General features: G+C 69.9%; 18 protein-coding genes. 3 read left to right on the plus strand and 15 right to left on the minus strand.

Going from position 1 to position 18151, the window contains the following annotated elements:
- Nucleotides 1-144 precede the first annotated feature (144 nt).
- From mce to tmk, 4 genes are all read right to left on the minus strand, one after another.
- Nucleotides 145-549 (minus strand): methylmalonyl-CoA epimerase, encoded by a 405-nt coding sequence (gene mce, locus G398_RS0100635; RefSeq protein WP_026852142.1) that lies wholly within the window; start codon nucleotides 547-549, stop codon nucleotides 145-147.
- A gap of 45 nt (nucleotides 550-594) precedes the next feature.
- Entirely contained in the window at nucleotides 595-837 is a 243-nt protein-coding gene (locus tag G398_RS0100640; RefSeq protein WP_026852143.1) for a DUF2492 family protein, read from the minus strand.
- Nucleotides 838-902: 65 nt separating this feature from the next.
- Entirely contained in the window at nucleotides 903-1910 is a 1008-nt protein-coding gene (locus G398_RS21765; RefSeq protein WP_052571019.1) for a hypothetical protein, read from the minus strand.
- Nucleotides 1910-2575, minus strand: a complete 666-nt coding sequence (tmk, locus tag G398_RS0100650) for a dTMP kinase (protein ID WP_052571021.1) — start codon at nucleotides 2573-2575, stop codon at nucleotides 1910-1912. Before tmk ends, G398_RS21765 begins: the two co-directional genes overlap by 1 nt.
- 96 nt (nucleotides 2576-2671) lie before the next feature.
- On the opposite strand from tmk, the gene G398_RS15205 reads away from it, so the two are divergent.
- Nucleotides 2672-3856, plus strand: coding sequence for a zinc-ribbon domain-containing protein (locus G398_RS15205; protein WP_026852145.1), 1185 nt, complete (start codon nucleotides 2672-2674; stop codon nucleotides 3854-3856).
- A gap of 1 nt (nucleotide 3857) precedes the next feature.
- Nucleotides 3858-4340, plus strand: coding sequence for a hypothetical protein (locus tag G398_RS0100660; protein ID WP_026852146.1), 483 nt, complete (start codon nucleotides 3858-3860; stop codon nucleotides 4338-4340).
- 22 nt (nucleotides 4341-4362) lie between these two features.
- Here G398_RS0100660 and G398_RS0100665 read toward each other — a convergent pair whose 3' ends face one another.
- From G398_RS0100665 to G398_RS15210, 9 genes are all read right to left on the minus strand, one after another.
- A complete protein-coding gene (locus G398_RS0100665) occupies nucleotides 4363-5292 on the minus strand; it encodes a dihydrodipicolinate synthase family protein (protein ID WP_026852147.1) in 930 nt (309 codons plus the stop codon).
- Between the two features lie 23 nt (nucleotides 5293-5315).
- Nucleotides 5316-6323, minus strand: coding sequence for a D-glycero-beta-D-manno-heptose-7-phosphate kinase (rfaE1, locus tag G398_RS0100670; RefSeq protein WP_043482849.1), 1008 nt, complete (start codon nucleotides 6321-6323; stop codon nucleotides 5316-5318).
- Complete coding sequence (locus tag G398_RS0100675) at nucleotides 6320-6502, minus strand: Trm112 family protein (RefSeq protein WP_026852149.1); 183 nt, start codon at nucleotides 6500-6502, stop codon at nucleotides 6320-6322. Before G398_RS0100675 ends, rfaE1 begins: the two co-directional genes overlap by 4 nt.
- 146 nt (nucleotides 6503-6648) lie before the next feature.
- The gene (locus tag G398_RS0100680; RefSeq protein WP_026852150.1) at nucleotides 6649-7002 is read right to left on the minus strand and encodes a P-II family nitrogen regulator; all 354 of its coding nucleotides are present in this window, start codon (nucleotides 7000-7002) and stop codon (nucleotides 6649-6651) included.
- Between the two features lie 12 nt (nucleotides 7003-7014).
- Nucleotides 7015-8718: an ammonium transporter gene (locus G398_RS0100685; protein WP_026852151.1), complete on the minus strand. Its 1704-nt coding sequence runs from the start codon at nucleotides 8716-8718 to the stop codon at nucleotides 7015-7017.
- Between the two features lie 72 nt (nucleotides 8719-8790).
- The gene (locus G398_RS0100690; RefSeq protein WP_026852152.1) at nucleotides 8791-9699 is read right to left on the minus strand and encodes a TorF family putative porin; all 909 of its coding nucleotides are present in this window, start codon (nucleotides 9697-9699) and stop codon (nucleotides 8791-8793) included.
- A 182-nt stretch (nucleotides 9700-9881) separates the two neighbouring features.
- Nucleotides 9882-10034: a hypothetical protein gene (locus tag G398_RS20565; protein WP_157492224.1), complete on the minus strand. Its 153-nt coding sequence runs from the start codon at nucleotides 10032-10034 to the stop codon at nucleotides 9882-9884.
- A 300-nt stretch (nucleotides 10035-10334) separates the two neighbouring features.
- On the minus strand, nucleotides 10335-11876 hold the full coding sequence (locus G398_RS0100700) for a sigma-54 interaction domain-containing protein (protein WP_026852153.1): 1542 nt from the start codon (nucleotides 11874-11876) through the stop codon (nucleotides 10335-10337).
- Between the two features lie 85 nt (nucleotides 11877-11961).
- Nucleotides 11962-12654 (minus strand): superoxide dismutase, encoded by a 693-nt coding sequence (locus G398_RS15210; RefSeq protein WP_084511792.1) that lies wholly within the window; start codon nucleotides 12652-12654, stop codon nucleotides 11962-11964.
- Nucleotides 12655-12996: 342 nt separating this feature from the next.
- Between G398_RS15210 and G398_RS0100710 the strand changes: the two genes are divergently transcribed.
- A complete protein-coding gene (locus tag G398_RS0100710) occupies nucleotides 12997-14076 on the plus strand; it encodes a 3-deoxy-7-phosphoheptulonate synthase (protein WP_026852154.1) in 1080 nt (359 codons plus the stop codon).
- A 247-nt stretch (nucleotides 14077-14323) separates the two neighbouring features.
- Here the strand turns inward: G398_RS0100710 and G398_RS0100715 are convergent, their stop codons facing one another.
- Both G398_RS0100715 and G398_RS0100720 read right to left on the minus strand, forming a co-directional pair.
- Nucleotides 14324-15913 (minus strand): methyl-accepting chemotaxis protein, encoded by a 1590-nt coding sequence (locus G398_RS0100715; RefSeq protein WP_026852155.1) that lies wholly within the window; start codon nucleotides 15911-15913, stop codon nucleotides 14324-14326.
- A gap of 127 nt (nucleotides 15914-16040) precedes the next feature.
- Nucleotides 16041-18080 (minus strand): (Fe-S)-binding protein, encoded by a 2040-nt coding sequence (locus G398_RS0100720; RefSeq protein ID WP_026852156.1) that lies wholly within the window; start codon nucleotides 18078-18080, stop codon nucleotides 16041-16043.
- Between the last annotated feature and the right edge of the window lie 71 nt (nucleotides 18081-18151).

The raw sequence follows: 18151 nt of genomic DNA on the forward strand, positions 1-18151 counted from the left end.
CGCCCCGGGGGGGGGGAAGACGCCTGATGAATGCTGGATGAGAGGGTTTCGTTGGAGAAGCCGGTATGGGTTAGCCGGGGGCCTGCGCCTCGGATGAGAGCCCCCACCTGCGATTCACTCCGGCCGGGCCCAGGGCCGGGACCGTCAGGCCCCCTGGCTCAGCTCCATCAGCACCCCGCCGGTCTCCGCCGGATGGATGAAGGCCACGCGGCAGCCGTGGGCGCCGTTCCTCGGGGCCTGGTCGATCATGCGCACCCCCTTGGCCAGGAGCTGGGCCACGGCGGCGTCGATGTCGTCCACCTCGAAGCAGACGTGGTGGATGCCCGGGCCGCGCTTGGCCAGGAACTTCCCGATGGGGCCCTCGGGATCCGTGCTCTCCAGGAACTCCAGGGTGCTCTCGCCCACGGTGAAGAAGGCCGTCGTCACCTTCTGCTCGGGCACCGCCTCGGTGTGGTCGGCCGTCATGCCGAAGAGCCGCGCCATGCGGGCCATGGCCTCGTCCAGGCCCGGTGTGGCGATGCCCAGGTGGTTGATGCGCAGCAGCTTCATGGGGCCTCCCGCCCCAGTGTACGGGACCGGGAGGAAAGCTGGGGCTCAGTGCTGGCAGGCCGGGGCCATGCCGAGGGTCACGGTGCCGTCTGCGACCTGCACCTTGCCCTTGCTGCCCAGGAAGGCGATGACGCCATCGAAATCGAACTGGTCGCCGTGGCAGTTGCAGTAGACGGCGGAACCGCCGTGGGCGGCCGCGGAGGCTGCGCGCAGCTCCTCTAGGCGGCAGCTCCCGCCCTTCTCCACCAGCAGGGACAGCAGGTCGTGGCCGTAGAGGGGTTCGGACATGGCGGGCTCCAGTTCAGGAGTCGAGGCTCCTGAATCCAGTGTACCGGCACCGGCGGTGACGGGGGTCACTGGAGCGCCAGCCCCACCTCCCGCAGCAGGGGCTCGGGGCTGAGGTTCCGGGGCAGGTGGCGCAGGGAGTCCAGGGCGGCCTCCTGGGGCGGCCGGAGATCCCGGCCCTGGGCCGCCAGGGATTCCAGGACCTCGCGCCAGGGTTCCAGCGCCGGCGCCTCGCCGGTCCGGATCCGGGCCAGGTCCGCCAGCAGGCGCAGGAGCAGCTCCAGGGGCTGGCGCAGCTGCTCGCCCTGGGCCAGAGGGGAGTCCTTCTCGGGCAGGAGCGCGCCGCCCGCCTCGCTGAAGGGGCGGCCCCCCAGGAGGTCCAGCCAGGCCTCCACCTGGGCCTCGGCCCGGCGGAAGGCGGCCTCATCCAGGTAGCGGAGGGTGCCCTCCCCCAGGGCAGTCCAGCGGGGCCGGTCGGCCTCCGCCCAGCCGTTCCGCGAGGCCACGGCCCAGGCCTCCTCGGGGCCCAGGGGTGCGAAGGGGATGCGCTCGCAGCGGCTGCGGATGGTCTGGAGCAGGGCCTCGGGGCGGTGGGTCACGAGGATGAAGTGCGTGTCCGCCGGCGGCTCCTCCAGGGTCTTGAGCAGGATGTTGCCGCTGGCCTCGTTGAGCCGGTGGGCCTCTTCCACCAGGATCCAGCGGTGGCAGCCCACGGGCGGGGCCAGGGAGGCCCACTCGATGACCCCCCGGCTGAACCGGGGCTGGTGGTCCGAATCGAGGCCCTCGCGGATCTGGTCGATGCGGATGACGCCGGCCTTGCCTTCGGGGACGATGCGCAGCAGGTTGGGCAGCTCGAAGGGCAGGTCGTCGCCCATCACCATGCGGCAGCCCTCGCACTGGCCGCAGGCGTTGCGGCGGAAGCAGAGTTCGCGGCGGGCCAGCTCCAGGGCCACGCGGCGCTTGCCGATGCCCTCGGGCCCGGCGAAGAGCAGGGTCCCGCGGATCCGCCCCGTCTGGAGGCGGTCCAGCAGGCGCTGGCGGATGGCCTGGTGGCCGGCGAGTTCGGCGGCGAACATCAGTCCACCCGGAATCCGGCGCTGCGCAGGAGCGGCGCCACCCGGGCCCAGATGGCCGCCTCCACCTGGTCCACGGGATCCCGCGCCGGCACCACGGCCACCCGGGCGGGATGGGCCTGGGCGATGACGAGGAAGCGGTTCCGCACCTTGCGGTGGAACTCCAGGGCCGCCTCGTCGAAGCGCGTCTCCGCGAACTCGGCGCCCAGGGCCAGGTTGCGCACCTCCACGCGCTGCAGCGACACCTCGGGATCCATGTCCAGCAGCACCGTGAGGTTCGGCCGCAGGCCCCGCAGCACCACCTCGCTGAGGCGGTCCAGGTTGGCCTCGGACACGCCACTGGCGCCCTGGTAGGCCCGGCTGGAGTCCTCGAACCGATCCACCAGCACCACCTTGCCGGCGGCCAATGAAGGCCGGATCACGGCCTCCAGGTGCTGGGCCCGGTCCGCGTAGAACAGCAGCAGCTCCGCGTCCGCGCACCAGGCCTCGCCGCTGGCGTGGCGCTCCAGCAGCAGGCGCCGCAGCTCCCGGCCCAGGGCCGTGCCCCCAGGCTCCTTGGAGACCACCACGGGGAGGTCCAGGTGCCGCAACCGTTCCGAGAGCCGCAGAAGCTGGGTGGACTTCCCCGAGCCCTCCACGCCTTCGATGGTGATGAACACGCCCCGCACCGGACCTCCGTCCGATGAGGATACCCGGTGGCCGGCCCCGCGGTTTGGACGCCCCGCGCCGCGGTGCTATCCTGCTTGAAACTCCAGGAGTTCCAGGTGGCCGAAGCGCTCCATTGCCCCAGCTGCTCCACCCGCTACCGCCTGCATCCCGGGCGGATGAAGCCCTCCCATCGCCGGGCCCGTTGCTTCTCCTGCGGTGAGGTCTTCCCCCTGGGCGCGCCTGTGGCGTCCGAATCGCTGCCCGAATCGCTGCCCGAATCGCTGATCGCCCCGGCGGCGCTTGAAAGGCTGATCGCGGCGGCGGCGCCCGAGGCGGCCCCGGCTCCCGAGCAGCCGGCGGCCACGGCCCAGTTCGACTTGGCCGATGTGGCGGCGGCCCTGGAGCCGATCCCCCCTGCCCCTCCGTCCCTGACCCTGGGCGACCTGGAGGTCACGGACGCGGAGATCCTCGAGCGGACCCTGTCCGGCGTCGCGGGCACCTCGGACCTCCCCCCCATGCCTCCCGCGGAGGCGGCCCCGGCTCCCGCGGCTCCGCCCGTGGAGGTCGCCCCGCCTCCGCCCGCCGCACCAGCGCCTGCGCCGGCGCCCGTGGTCCCCGAGGCCGGAGAGGACACCCTCACCGGCGGCGGCACCTACAGCTCCGCCAAGGACGCCATCAGCAAGCTCTTCGCGGGCCTCCCGGACCTGCCCCCGGCGCCGAAGGCCCCGAGGGAGCCCCGCTCCATGGACATGGAAGCCACCCTCTCGGCCCTGGAGGCCACCCTGGGCAAGGGCGCCACGCCCCCGCACCTGCCCGCCCCGCCGGAGGGCGACGAGCCCACCTCCGCGGGCCGGCCTCCGGAGGAGGACCTCCACGCGCCCTCCACCGCCACCATGCGGCTGTCCCAGGAGGACCTCCGGGCCGCCCTGCGGGTCGGCGCACCGTCGGAACCCACGGAAGTGCTGCGGGCCACGGACCTGTCCGCCCCCCTGCCGGAACCGGCCGCCACGGAGGATCCCGGCGCGGAGCGGCTGCGCCTGAAGATCGGGGAGGAGATCTACCCCAGCCTCACCATGGCGCAGCTGACGACCTGGATCGAGGAGGGCCGCATCCTGGAGCACCATCTGGTGGCCCGGCAGCACAGCGAGAACTGGCTGGAGGCCCACAAGGTCCCCGGCCTCCGTCCGGCCTTCGAGCGCCTGCGCCGCGAGCGCAGCGGCGCGACGCCGGCCTTCGACTCCCCCGCCCTGGAGATGGCCCCCAAGAAGGGTCTCTTCGGCGGCCTCTTCGGCAAGAACTGACATGCAGACCCTCGCCCTCACCGCCCTCCTCTGCCTGGCCCAGGCGCCTGTGCCTGCCTCCGCCCCGGCCCCAGCTCCGGCCGCCGTGGCGGACACCTCCCTGTCCTACTTCTCCGAGAGCTTCGCCTTCGCCTGGGATCGCGTGATCCCCCTGTCCGTGAACGTGGACGGCCTCAAGGTCACCAGCATCTTCTTCAACCGGCGCGTGATGCAGCCTGGCTTCTTCAACATCATGAAGGGGGCCGAGTTCGGCACGCGGGCCCAGGTGGAGGTCACGAACACCGCCAAGTATCCCCGCATCCCCGGCTTCGCTGTGGCCGTGCTGGACAAGGACGGCAAGCTCCTGGGTGTGGCCTCGGGCGGCACCAAGGTCGGCACGGTCAAGCCCGGCGAAACCGAGACCTTCGACCTGAACTTCACCCAGGTCAAGGAGCGCCTGCCCAAGGGCGAGCGCTTCCTGCTGGCCATCGAGCTGCGGAACTAGGGCCCCGGCTCCGGGCCAGCGTTCAGCGGAGCGCGGCGATCCCCGGCATCTGGAAATCCAGGGCCTGGAGCTGCGCGGCCAGCTGGGCCTGCTGGGCAGCGTCCAGCTCCACCAGGGGCGGGCGCACGCGGCTCCAGGCGGCGTCGCCCGCGTGGTGGGCGAGGGTGGCCTTGATGGCGGGGATCAGCGGAAAGGCCTGGATGGTCCGGCGCACGGCGTCGAGGCCCGCCTGCAGCGCGTCGGCGCCGGCCGAGCGCCAGTGGGCGTAGAGGTGCGCGATGGGGCCCGGATTCACGTTCCCCGTGGCGGTGATGCAGCCCGCGCCGCCATGGCGCAGGCCCTCCAGCAGCAGCACCTCGGAGCCGGGATAGACCGCGAAGCCGCTCCCGGCGAAGGCGTCCAGCAGGGCCCGCAGGTGGGCGGGATCGCCGGAGCTGTCCTTGAGGCCGGCGATGGTCCCCGGATAGGCCGCGAGGAGCCGCTCGATCAGGGGGAGGCTGAAGGGCACCTGGCTCACCTGGGGGATGTGGTAGAGGTAGATCCGGAGCCGCGCCTCGCCAACCCGCTCGATCACCTCCGCGAAGCTCCGGAAGATCCCCTCCTCGGAGACGCCCTTGTAGTAGAAGGGCGGGAGCATCAGCACCCCGCCGGCGCCGGCGCGCACCACATGGCGGGTGAGGCGGACGCTGTCCGTGAGGGCGCAGCAGCCCGTGCCCGGCATGAGGCGGGCCGGCGGGATGCCCGCGGCGCGCAGCTGCTCGAACAGCTCGATGCGCTCGTCCACGGAGAGGGAGTTGGCCTCGCTGGTGGTGCCGAAGACCGCCAGGCCGCTGGCGCCCTGGTCCAGGAGCCAGCGGCAATGCGCGGCGAAGCGCCGGCCATCCGGGGCGAGGTCGCTTCCGAAGGGGGTGACGACGGGGGCGAGCACCCCCCTGAGATCGGCCTGGTCCATGGCTTCCCCGGAACCCCTGAGGGTCAGTTCGCTTCCTGCTCGTGGTAGTGGGCGAGCAGTTCGGCCGGCGTGACCGTGGCCGTGCCCACCTTGGCGACGACCAGACCCGCGGCGGCGTTGGCCAGCATGGCCGCCTCCCGCCAGTCCGCACCCGCGGCCACGGCGGCGCTGAAGGCCGCGATGACGGTATCGCCGGCGCCGCTCACGTCGAAGACCTCCCGGGCCTCCGTGGGCACCATCCAGGGGGTCGCCGTGTGGGCGCCATCGGGCGCGAAAAGGGCCATGCCCCGCTCGCTGCGCGTCACCAGCAGGCCCTTCAGGCCCAGCTCGGCCATGAGGGACCGGCCGGCCTCGGCCACCTCCGCGTCCGACTTGGCGGCCCGCTGGGTCAGCTCCGTAGTCTCCTTGGTGTTGGGCGTCATGAGCGTCGCGCCCCGGTAGAGGGTCTTGTGGGCGGGCTTGGGGTCCACGATCCAGGGCAGGTTCCGGGCCGCGCAGAGATCCCGCACCATCTCCATGACCGGTTCGTTCACGGTGCCCTTGGCGTAGTCGGAGACGATGAGGGCCGAGGCTTCGCCCAGGGCACGCTCCAGCCGGTCCTTCAGGCCCATCAGCACGGCGGCCTCCGGCGGTCCGGACTCTTCCCGGTCGATGCGGAGCATCTGCTGCTGCTGGCCGATGACGCGGGTCTTGATGATGGTGGGGCGGGAGGGGTCCAGCACGAGGCCCGAGATGGAGATGCCCAGGCGGCCCAGCAGGCCCAGCAGCCGGTCCCCGGCGGCATCCTTCTGGAGGGTGCCCATGAGCAGGGGCTCGGCGCCCAGGGCCTTGAGGTTGGCCGCCACGTTGGCCGCGCCGCCCAGCACCGCCTGCTCCCGCACCACCCGCACGATGGGCACGGGCGCCTCGGGCGAGATGCGGCTCACCTCGCCGAAGAGATACTCGTCGAGCATCACGTCGCCCAGGACGGCCACCTTGCAGCCCTCCATGCGCCGGAGCAGGGATTCGGCCTGGGGGCGATCGAGCCTCACGGCTCCACCTTCTTCGCGCCCACCTGCTTGGCATGATCCACCAGCATCACAGGGATGCCGTCCTCGATGGGATAGAGCAGCCCGCAGGACTGGCAGTGCATCCCCTCCGGCTTCTCCACCAGGTCGCCATGGCAGGCCGGGCAGCAGAGGATCTCCAGGAGGCGCGGATCGAGCGGCATGGGATCAGCTTATCGGAATCCGGGCCAGGGCGGCGGGTCCCGGGAACCTCGTCAGAGGGTGCCCGGGCCGAGAATCCGACCCGGACGCCCCCCTACCACCCGTCCCGCAGGACGGTCCAACCCCGGCCCGATGGGCGGGCCAGCCCTCACGGCCCGATGGCCGCACCTCCCACTTCCCCCGTCCGGACCCGGAAGCACTCCTCCAGGTTCAGGACGAAGACCTTCCCGTCCCCCAGCTGGCTGGGCTCGGACTTGGCCGCGCCCATGATGGCCTCCACCGCGGGCTTGACGTATTCCTCGTTCACGGCGATCTCCAGCTTCACCTTCGGCAGCAGGCGGATGAGGCCGATCTTGCTGCCGCGGAACTGCTCGGCGTAGCCCTTCTGGGTGCCGCAGCCCCGCACATCGGAGACGGTCATCAGGTAGATGTCCTTGGCCACCAGGGCGGCCTGGACGGCCTCGAACTTGTCGGGCCGGATGATGGCGACGATCATCTTCATGGTCGGCTCCTCCTACAGGGACTGGGGGACGGGAGTGGGCGTTCCGCTCACCTTCTCGCTGGGAACGGGGACCCGCAGGGGTGCGCCGGCGGGAGAGGCCAGGGCCGAGATCACGTATTCGGGATAGGCCGAGATGCCGTGCTCGTGGATGTCCAGGCCGTCGTGCTCACCGTCTTCCGACAGCCGCAGGAGCCCCTTGGCATCGATGGCGAGCATCACGGCGAAGGACACCGCCAGGGTGGAGACAGTGACGATGGCGCTGCCGATGGCCTGGGCCGCGAGGACCTTGAAGCCGCCGCCGTAGAAGAGGCCCGTGAGCTTGTTGGAGAGGTCCGGCGAGATGGGGTCGCTGCCGATGGCGGAATACTGGCCGCTGGCGAAGAGGCCGAGCGCGAGGGTACCCCAGATGCCGTTCATCATGTGCACCGGGACGGCGCCGATGGGGTCGTCGATGCGGAGGTACTCGAGCAGGTCCACGCCCAGGATCACGATCACGCCGCCGATGGCGCCGATCATGACCGAGCCGAAGGGGCTCACCCAGTAGCAGGGCGCGGTGATGGCCACCAGGCCCGCCAGGAAGCCGTTGGTGATGGAACCCGGATCCCACTTGCCGGTGCGGACGTAGATGTAGGACACGGCGGTCAGGCCCGCGGCGCAGGCCGCGAGGGTGGTGTTGGCGGCCACCCGGCCGATGCCCTCGAAGTCCATGGCGGACAAGGTGCTTCCGGGGTTGAAGCCGTACCAGCCGAACCAGAGCAGCAGGCCGCCGCACACAGCGATGGTGAGGTCGTGGGGCGTCATGGGACCGCCGCCATCCCGCTTGAACTTGCGCCCGAGGCGGGGGCCCAGCACGATGGCACCCGCGAGGGCCACGGCGCCGCCGATGGTGTGCACCACGGTGGAACCCGCGAAGTCATGGAAGTTCATGCCCAGGGAGGGCAGGAACTTGCCGGCGCTGCCCATGGTGGCCAGGAAGCCGTCGGGCCCCCAGGCCCAGTGGCCGATGATGGGATAGATGAAGCCGGAGACCGCGAAGCTGTAGAGGATGTCGCCGATGAAGTCCGTGCGCCCGATCATGGCGCCGGAGGTGATGGTGGAGCAGGTGTCCGCGAAGGCGAACTGGAACAGCCAGTGGGCCAGGATGGCCACGCCCGTGGCCCCGTAGGTCGCCGGGGCGCCCTTGAGGAAGAACCAGTGGGCCCCGATGAACCCGTTGCCCTCGCTGAACATGAACGCGTAGCCGAAGGCCCAGAAGAGGATGCCGCACAGGCAGGTGTCGAAGACGCACTCCACCAGCACGTTCACCGTCTCCCGCGAGCGGCAGAAGCCCGCCTCCAGCATCACGAAGCCCACCTGCATGGCGAAGACGAGGAAGGCCGCAACCAGCGTCCAGACGGTGTTGAGGGGGTTGACGATGTCCTTGGCGGCCACCGCGGGCGGCGCCGGCAGCGGAGGCGGTGCGGCAGTTGGTGCGGACGTGGCTGCGGCCACGGCGGCAGGCCGGTCCGCCGGAGGGACGTCGGCATGGACGGGGCTGCCGTTCAGCAGCAGCGGAATGAGGATCATCATGGCGAGGAGGGCCGCCAGCCCCAGCAGCTTGCCCGAGGCCATCACGAAGCCGTAGCGGCGCCACTCCGGGTCCCTCAAGCGGGCGCCCAGCCGGGTCAGTTTTTCGGAGAAGGAGAGCTTGTCGCGCTCGTGGAAGGTCCTTGCCATCTCAGGCTCCATGGAAAAGGGATGAGGTGAAGCTCCGAATCCGGCCGGCGTGGAACGCCGGCCCCGCGGAATCTAGAAGGCCTTGGCGATCGTCAGGGTCAGCCGGCCCTTGCCGATGTTCCGGCCCAGGACGTTCTCGTAGACCGTGACGTCGTCATCCGAGGCGCGGGACTTCGTGTCGGCATAGGTGCCGGCGAGAGCCACCGTGTAGCCCCTGATCTCCTTCGCGACGCCCAGCTTGTAATCCGAATAGCTGAACAGCGAGTTGTCGCCCGTCACGGTGGTCCCGTTGAAGAAGTAGCCCGGATTGGCCTTGTCGGAGTAGGTGGTGTGGCCCCCGTGGGCCAGCACCGTCCATCCGCTCTCACCGAGCGGGATCGCCAGGGAGAGGTCCACGTAGCTCGTCCCGCCGGAGTTGTTGACGCCGAAGGTGTTCGCGCTGATGACCTGCGAAACCTTCAGGCTGGCCCAGGCGTAGCTCAGGCCCAGGTAGGCCTCGGTGGTGGCGGGATTGCGGTAGGCGCCGAGGTTCTCGTAGGTGCCCGGGTAGAGGTAGCGGTAGAGGCCCACGTCCAGGGTCCAGTCCTTGGCGAAGCCCCACTTGTAGCCGCCGAAGAGATCCAATTCCACCGCGGCGGAGTTCACCTTCCCGTAGTTGTAGAGCGGCGCGCCCACGGCTCCCGGCGAACCCAGGCCCGTGGGGGCGCTGGCCACGCCCGCGTTCTGGTCCGTGAACCAGGAGATGTTGCTGAGGCTGGTGCTGAGGTAGAAGCCCGAGGGATGGACCAGGTCCAGCTCCCCCTGCACGGTGGGCTTGCCGTCGGTCTGGGTGAGGCCGCGGAAGATGTACTGGGAGCCGAGGGTGGCCGAGCCGCCCAACGTGAAGCCCAGGAGCGAGGGGGGCGGCGGCGCGGCCGGGGCCTGGGCGGCAAGGTCGGCCGCCAGGACCGCGAGCAGCGGAAGGAACCTGGGTGGGGGCATGGGGACTCCGGAAGCGAAGAGATCCGAGGGGGCGCCCTGGATCCGGATGGAGGGCGGAGGCCGGGCAGGGCCTCCCCGAGGGCCGGAATGGCCCTGGGTGGAAGGGGATGGGACATGGGCGTCAGCACACCGGGAGCCACCCGCCCTGAGGCGGGAGGACCGGAAAGGCTGGGCCCTGCGTGCTACGGATGGATGGGAGGCATGGGGGCGCGGAAGGGAGCCCGCTGGAGACCGCCGGCCTTGCCGGCCGGGGGCCCGGCCGAGAAGAGCAGCGTGGAAATGGCCGCAAAAGCCACCGCCACCGCGATACCCCGGAACAGGGTTCGGCGGTTCATGGAGATGTCTCCTTCGATGGGAGCAGGGGATCGGTGTGGCCTTCACCGAGGGAATCCGGTGGATCGGCTCAGGCCACGGCTCTCTTCCGATCCTCCCTGGAGTTCAGGGACCGACCACCGGTCCCCTGTGCCCGTATCAGTGAGCAGGGAACGTGCCGATTTGACAGATGTCGTTATATTCTTATCGAATCACTGCAATCAAAGGAATAATGCGGCCTCACATCGTTTGGAATTGCGAAGTTTGAATAGACAAAAATGTAATGATGTAGCAATTAAATTACATTTTTGTAAAAATTCCCCTCAGGATGACCGGAACCGCTCGGGCTCCAGCCCGTACTTCTGCACCTTGTAGTTCAGGATCCGCTCCGTGGTCTGGAGCAGGCGGGCGGCGCGGGAGCGGTTGCCCCGGGCCGACTTCAGGGCGTCCTGGAGCAGGTCCCGCTCGAAGGCCGCCACGGCCTCGCCCAGGGCCGTCCCCGGCACGGTGCCCGAGACTTCCGCGGTCTGGAGGGAGGGCGGCAGGTGGTGGGCGTGGATCACGCCGCCCTCGCAGACGAGGATGGCCCGCTCGATGGCGTTCTCCAGCTCGCGCACGTTGCCGGGCCAGTGGTAGGCCGTGAGCATGTCGATGGCCGAGGTGGAGATGCGGCGCACATCCTTGCCCTGGGCCGCCGCGATCTTCTCCACGAAGTGGTCCGCCAGCAGCAGGATGTCCGCCTGGCGCTCGCGCAGGGGCGGCAGAAAGACCTCGAAGACGTGGAGGCGGTAATAGAGGTCCTCCCGGAAGGTGCCTGTCCGCACGGCGGCCTCCAGGTCCCGGTTGGTGGCGGCCAGGAGCCGGACGTCCACCTTCACCGGCTTCACGCCGCCCAGGCGCTCGAACTCCCGCTCCTGGAGCACCCGCAGCAGCTTCACCTGGGTGGCCGGGGTCAGCTCGCCCACCTCGTCCAGGAACAGGGTGCCGCCGTGGGCCAGCTCGAAGCGGCCCTTCTTCATCTGGCGGGCGTCCGTGAAGGCGCCGGGCTCGTAGCCGAACAGCTCGGACTCGATGAGGGGCTCCGGCAGCGCCCCGCAGTTCACCTTCACGAAGGGCTTGTCCGCCCGGGGCGAGTTGTAGTGGAGGGCATGGGCCACCAGCTCCTTGCCCGTGCCGGACTCGCCGCGGATGAGCACGGTGGTGCTGCTGGGCGCCGCCTGGGCCACGGCCTCGTAGACCCGCTGCATGGCGTGGCTGTGGCCGATGAGGTGCTGCAGCTCGTAGCGCTCGCGCAATTCCAGCCGCAGCTGCTGGTTCTCCTCCACCAGCCGTTGCCGGTCCGCCGCCACGAGCCGGGCCACCTTCATGGCCAGGCCCACCATGGAGGCGGCGATCTGGAGCAGCTTCGTGTCCCGGTCGAAGTCCCGCTGCGCGTCGTAGGGCACCGTGAGGCAGAGGGTCCCCGCCGTCTTCCGGTCCAGGAACACGGGGATGCAGAAGAAGGACATGTCCGACTTCTTCCGCTTCTGGGCCTTCAGCACCCCGGTGCGGTCCAGGAAGAGGGGCTCCAGGCTGGCCTGGGGCACCACGATGGCCTTGCCGCTGGCCAGCACCCGCCCGTTGATGCCCTCGCCCACCCGGTAACGGGCCCGGGCCACCTCCTGGCTGGACAGGCCCCGGGCGGCCTCCACGCGGAGGGCGCCCCCCTCCTCGTCCGCCAGCAGGATGGCCCCGTTCAGGGCCCCGTAGGCCTCCGCCAGGATCTCCAGCACCCGGGGCAGCGAGGCCCGGATGTCCGAGGCGGCCAGGGCCTGGCTCAGCTCCAGCAGGGGCGAGAGGTGAAGGGCGTCCTCCGAGGCGGGCATGGGGGCTCCGGCGAGTGGTCTACAAAATTGTACAGAACATCACATGATCTTACAATTTTGTAAATTCCCCAGAGGGCCCCTGGAATCAGAAGCGCTTCTCGACCACGCGCCAGTCGATGAGGGGCTTCACGGCGTCCACGTACTTGGCCCGGCCCGTGGCGCCGTAGTCCTTCACGTAGGCGTGCTCCCAGACATCCACGACCAGGAGCGCCTGGGCGCCCACGGCCACGGCGTTCTCGTGATCCTGGTACCAGGCGTTCATGAGCCGGCCCGTGGCGGGGTCCTTCAGGAGGACGCCCCAGCCGATGCCCGTCATGGTGCAGGTGGCCTTGAAGGCGGCCCACCAGGCGTCGAAGGAACCCCAGGTGGCGGCGATGGCCTGCTGGAGGGGATGCGTCCCGCTGGGCTTGGCGGCGCTGCCGGAGAGGGCTTCGAAGTAGAGCTCGTGGAGGCGCATGCCGCTGAACTCGAAGCCCAGGCGCCGGCGCAGCTCCTGGACCGCGGGACCAGCCTTGCCCTCCCGCTCAGCGGCCAGCGTGTCCTTGAGGAGGGCGTTGGTGCGGCCCACGTAGCCCTTGTAGAGGGTGAGGTGCTCGGTAAGGAGGTCCTTGCTCAGGCCCGGCAGTCCCGTGCCGAAGTCGAAGGCATGGGCCGCGTACTCCGCCAGGGGATGGGCGGCGGGCTTGGCGTCCGGAGCTCCCAGGTCCAGGCCCTTGGCATGCAGGCCGGCGCCCAGGGTTCCGGCGGCGAGGGTTCCGAGCAGGGTGCGGCGATCCATGGGGGCTCCTTGGAAAGAAGCCCAGCCTAGTCCAAGCCGAAAGCCAATCCAAGTCACAACAGATATGGACGGAATTATCAAAAAACATTCATTGATTGGATCCCAAACGCCTCGCCGCGCCACCTTCCCGGGGGCCGGCTCCGCCTTGACGCCCGGCGGCCGCGGGTCCAGGATGAAGCACCTCCGGACCTCGCCATGACGCCCCGCTTCCATCGCTATTATTGGTTCCCGCGCACGGATCGTGCGTGGCACGGCGAGGGTCCAGCCTGATACCTGGAACATCCCCATGACCACCCCGATCCGTTCCCCGGATCGGGGTTTTTCTTTATCCCGGAAGGCCCCATGACCCACCAAGACCTCGAGAACCTGAACATCGACGCCTTCGACCGGATGCCCTCGCCGGCGGAGGTCCATGCGGCCCTGCCCGTCCCCGACGCCGTGGCGGACACCGTGGCCACCGGCCGCCGGGACCTCCAGCGCATCCTCGCCCGGGAGGATCCCCGGCTCCTGGTGGTGGTGGGGCCGTGCAGCATCCACGATCCCGCGGCGGGCCTGGACTACGCCCGGCGGCTCAAGGCCCTGTCCGACGAGGTCTCGGACACCCTGCTGCTCGTGATGCGGGTCTACTTCGAGAAGCCGCGGACCTCCACGGGTTGGAAGGGCTACATCAACGATCCCCGCATGGACGACTCCTTCCACATCGAGGAGGGCATGCGGAAGGCCCGGGAGTTCCTGCTCCGCATCGGCGAGATCGGCCTCCCCGCCGCCACGGAGGCCCTGGACCCCAACACACCCCAGTACATCGGCGACCTCATCAGCTGGACCGCCATCGGCGCCCGGACCTCGGAATCCCAGACGCACCGGGAGATGTCCAGCGGCTTGTCCACGCCCGTGGGCTTCAAGAACGCCACGGACGGCGACCTGGCTGCCGCCGTGAACGCCATCCTCTCCGCCTCCCGCCCCCACAGCTTCCTGGGGCTCAATGACCAGGGCTCGGCCGCCATCGTGCGCACCCGGGGGAACGCATTCGGCCACCTGGTGCTGCGCGGCGGCGGGGGCCGCCCCAACTACGACACGGTCAGCATCGCCCTGGCCGAGGATGCCCTGCGCAAGGCGGGCCTGCCGGAAAACATCGTCGTGGACTGCTCCCACGCCAACAGCCACAAGAACCCCCGCCTCCAGCCCCTGGTCCTCCAGGACTGCGCCCACCAGATCCGGCGGGGCAACCGCTCCATCGTGGGGGTCATGGTGGAGAGCTTCCTCGAGGAGGGCAACCAGCCCATCCCCGAGGACCTCTCCAGCCTGCGCTACGGCTGCTCCGTCACCGACGCCTGCCTGGGCTGGGAGGACACGGCCGCCCTGCTCCGGGAGACCCGGACCCTGTTGAAGGAGGCTCTGGTCTCCCGCGTGATGGCCCCTTGATACCCAATCACCATCAAGAATTAAGATTCACCACGGAGACACGGAACCCACGGAGGCGGCACGGAGCCCTCCGTGCAACTCCGTGATGGGCAGGCCGGAGGCCGCTTCCGGCTTCGCCGGAAGCCACAGGAGGCGCCGGGTCCGGACACGCCTGAAACGTTCCGGACCCGGCGCCTCCTGTGTGCCCATGCTCCGTGCCTCCGTGGTGGATCTATTACGATTGAATGCAGATTGGTATGAGGGGGCGTCAGTCCGCCGGGGTCCCCGTCCCGGCGTCGAGCACGAAGGCTCCCGCGCTCCCGTCGAGGGCCGCGGCCTGGGATGACAAGGTGCTCGAGGTGGCGGACATCTCCTCGGCGGCCGTGGCGTGGCGCTGCACCACCTGGGAGAGCTCCTCCAGGGCGCGGTTGATCTGCCGGACCGTGTGGTCCTGTTCGATCGCGGCGTCGGCGAAGGACTGCAGCTTCCGGGCACTGCGGGTCACCTCGGGCGCCACCCGCTTGAGCAGCCCCTCGGCGTGCGCCGCGATGCCCACGCTCCGGTCGGAGATGGCGCGGATCTCCTTGGCCCCCTCCCCGCTGCGCTCCGCGAGCTTCTGGACCTCGGCGGCCACCACCGCGAAGCCGCGCCCGTGGACCCCGGCGCGCGCCGCCTCGATGGCCGCATTGAGGGCCAGGAGGTTGGTCTGGTAGGCCAGGTCCTCGACCATGCCGATGCGCTCTGCGATGCCACGCATGGCCTCCGCGGTCTCCGCGGCGGCACCGGTCCCGACCCGCACCTCCTCGGCCACGCCCGCGGCCCGATCGCTCGCCTTCTTGGCATCTCCCGCGGCCCGGGTCGCCGCGGCGGCCAGCTCCTCCATGGAGGCCGTCAGCTCCTCCACCGAGGCCGCCTGCTCCGAGGAGCCCTGGCTGACCTCCTGCGCCGTGTCGTTCACCTGGGCGCTGACCTGGCTCACGACCTCGACGGAGCGCTGGATCGTGGCGGCCAGGGAGGCCACCGCCTCCCGCATGACGCCCAGGGCCCGGGTCATGGCCCCGGCCTCGTCCTGCGCGCCTTCGAAGGGCCGGAGGGTGGGGTCCTCGCGGAAGTCGTACCGGGCCAGGCGCTCGAGGCTGGCGGTGATGGCGAGGATGGGCCGGGCGATCCGATGCCCGATGGTCGCCCACACCGCCACGGTCATGACCAGGCAGAGGATGATCACGACGAGCAGCACCTGGGTGCGCTGCCGGATGTCGGCCATCGCCGCCGCCCGCTCGGCTGCCACAACCGCGTCGATGTCATCCACGTAGTTGCCGGTGCCGATCACCCAGCCGAACGAGGGCACCAGGAGCGAGTAGGCCCGCTTGGGCAGCGCGACGCTGCCGCCCTTCTTGGGGAACCAGTAGTCGCTGTAGCCCCCGCCGGACACGCCGGCCTGGATGATGTTCCGCATGTACGGAATGCCCTTCAGGTCCACCGCGTCGATCCGGTTCTTGCCTTCGAGGTTGGACTGGGTGGCATGCACGGTGTTCAGGCCGTCCACCGTGTCCGCCCAGAAGTAGCCGTCCCCGTCGTACCGGAGGCCGCGCAGGAGATCGGCGCCCAGGCGCTTCGCCTCGGCGGCCTGGATCTCGCCCTTCTCCTGCCGGTCGGCGATCGCCTTGAGCATGGACGCCGCCGTCTCGACCTCCAGGCGGGCCCGCCGGTCGTAGCTGTCGCGCAGGGTGCGCTCGAGCTGCTGGATGCGCTGTTCGGAGGTGCGCCGCCCCTCCATGATGAGGAAGGTTCCCAGGGCAATGCCCGCGATCGAAGCGGTCGCGACCGTGAAGGAGATGATCTTCGCTGCGATGCGCATGCCTGGGCCTCGTGAGCAGGGGCCCCTTCATCTGATCACAGGGATTGGAGGCCGTGGTGACGAAACTTCCCCGGACGGGGCCCGGGACGCAGGGCGCGTCCCGGGTGGGTAACCGTAGCCGGGTGGGTCAGGCCTTCAGCGCCTTCGCGGCCAGCTCCAGCACGTCGGTGGTGGCCACGCCCTCGTGGTTCGTCTCGCCCGCTGCATTGTTCAGCATCACGTTGCAGAAGGGACAGCCCACGGCGATGGTGGTGGCCTTGGTCTCCAGGGCCTGCTCGAAGCGCTCGTGGTTCACGCGCTTGCCCAGGTGCTCCTCCAGCCAGAAGCGGCCTCCGCCGGCGCCGCAGCACATGGTGGCCTCGCCGTGCTTCTCCATCTCCGTGAGCTTCACGCCGGGGATGGCGCCCAGGATGGCCCTGGGGGCCTCCACTTGGCCGTTGATGCGGCTGAGGTAGCAGGGGTCGTGGTAGGTGAGGTCCACCTCCACCTTCTGGTCCAGCTTGAGCTTGCCCTCGGCCATGAGCTTGGCCACCAGCTCGGTGCCGTGCACCACCTCGAAGTCGCCGCCGAAGGCCGGGTACTCGTTCTTCAGGGTGTTCAGGCAGTGGGGGCAGTTGGTGACGACCTTCTTCACGCCGTGGCCCTTGAGGGTCTCGATGTTGGCCTCGGTGGCGGACTGGTAGAGGTACTCGTTGCCCAGGCGCCGGGCGGACTCGCAGGTGCAGCTCTCCTCGGTGCCCAGGATGGCGAAGGAGACGTTGGCGGCCTTGAGCAGCTTCACCAGGGACTTGGACACCTTCTGGCCCGCGGCGTCGTAGCTGCCGGCGCAGCCCACCCAGAAGAGGTACTCGGCCTCGGGGTTCTCGGCGAAGGTGGGCACCTCCAGGCCCTCGGCCCACTTGGCGCGGTCCGCCTGGGGCAGGTTCCAGGGGTTGCCCTGGCGCTCCATGCCCTTGAAGGCCACCTGGGCCTCGGCGGGGAAGTCGCTCTCCTCCAGCGTGAGGTAGCGGCGCATGCCCACGAGCTTGTCCACGAAGCTGATCTGCAGAGGGCAGGCCCACTCGCAGTAGCCGCAGCTGGTGCAGGCCCAGATGGTGTCCTGGCTGATCCAGCCTTCGAGCTGGGCCTTGCTCCAGGGCGCCTCCTCGTCGTCGCGCTTCCAGTAGGAGCCCTCGGGCACGGGACCGCCGATGAGCTTGCGGTCCTCGGGCACGGGCTTGTCCTGGGCCATCTGCTCCAGCGGCGTGGCCTTGAGGTAGTCGCGCAGGTCGTTGCCGAAGTTCTTGGGGCGCAGGGGCTTCCCGGTCAGCGTCGTGGGGCAGTTCTCCAGGCAGCGGCCGCACTCCACGCAGGTGTAGAAGTCCAGCATCTGCTTCCAGGTGAAGTCCTGGATCCGGTTGATGCCGAAGTGCTCGGCCTCCAGGTCCATGGGCTTGAGGTTCTTCTGGGGCTCCAGCTCGCGGAAGTAGATGTTGAAGAGGCTCGTGAAGACGTGGAAGTGCTTGGAGTAGGGCAGGAAGTTGGCGAAGAAGTAGAGGACCGCCAGGTGCAGCCACCACATCGTCTTGTAGAGGACGGTGAGGCCCGTCTCGCTCAGGCCGCCCAGCCAGCCGGCCACGGCCACGCCCGCCGGGGACCAGGCGGCCCAGGCGGGATGGTGGAGGGCCACGAAGGCTCCGTCCGCCAGCAGGTCCGTGACCATGAGGCCGCCGATGAGGCTCAGGGTGGCCCAGGCGTCCCAGGAGTTCTCCAGGCGCCAGGGCTTGGCGGCCAGGCGGCGGAAGGTGGCCAGGCCCAGGCCCAGGAGCACCAGCACCTCGAAGATGTCCTTCGTGGCCTGGTAGCCCAGGCCGAAGCCGCCCAGGGCCTCGGTCATGTGGAAGACCGGGAAGAGGCCCTCCAGCACCAGGCCGATGGTGCGCAGGGAGAGGACGCAGAAGCCCCAGAAGATGAGGATGTGGTAGAAGCCCGCGTACTTGTCGCGGACCATGCGCTTCTGCATCAGCGCGAGGGTGAAGACGCCCTTGAGGCGCACCCAGGGCTGGTCGAAGCGGTTGTCCGGGAGGCCCGCCTTCATCGTGGCGATCCGCTTGCGGATGGTCACCGCGAAGAATCCGGCGGCCGCCAGCGTCATGATCCAGAACAGCGCGATTTCCAGGGCCTTCATGGCGGTGCCTCCCAGCAGTCAAGGTCCGGTTCGCCCCGCGGCGCGAGGCCGGGGGCCGGTCATTGTCTCAC

This window comes from Geothrix fermentans DSM 14018, from assembly GCF_000428885.1.
GTDB classification, from domain to species: domain Bacteria; phylum Acidobacteriota; class Holophagae; order Holophagales; family Holophagaceae; genus Geothrix; species Geothrix fermentans.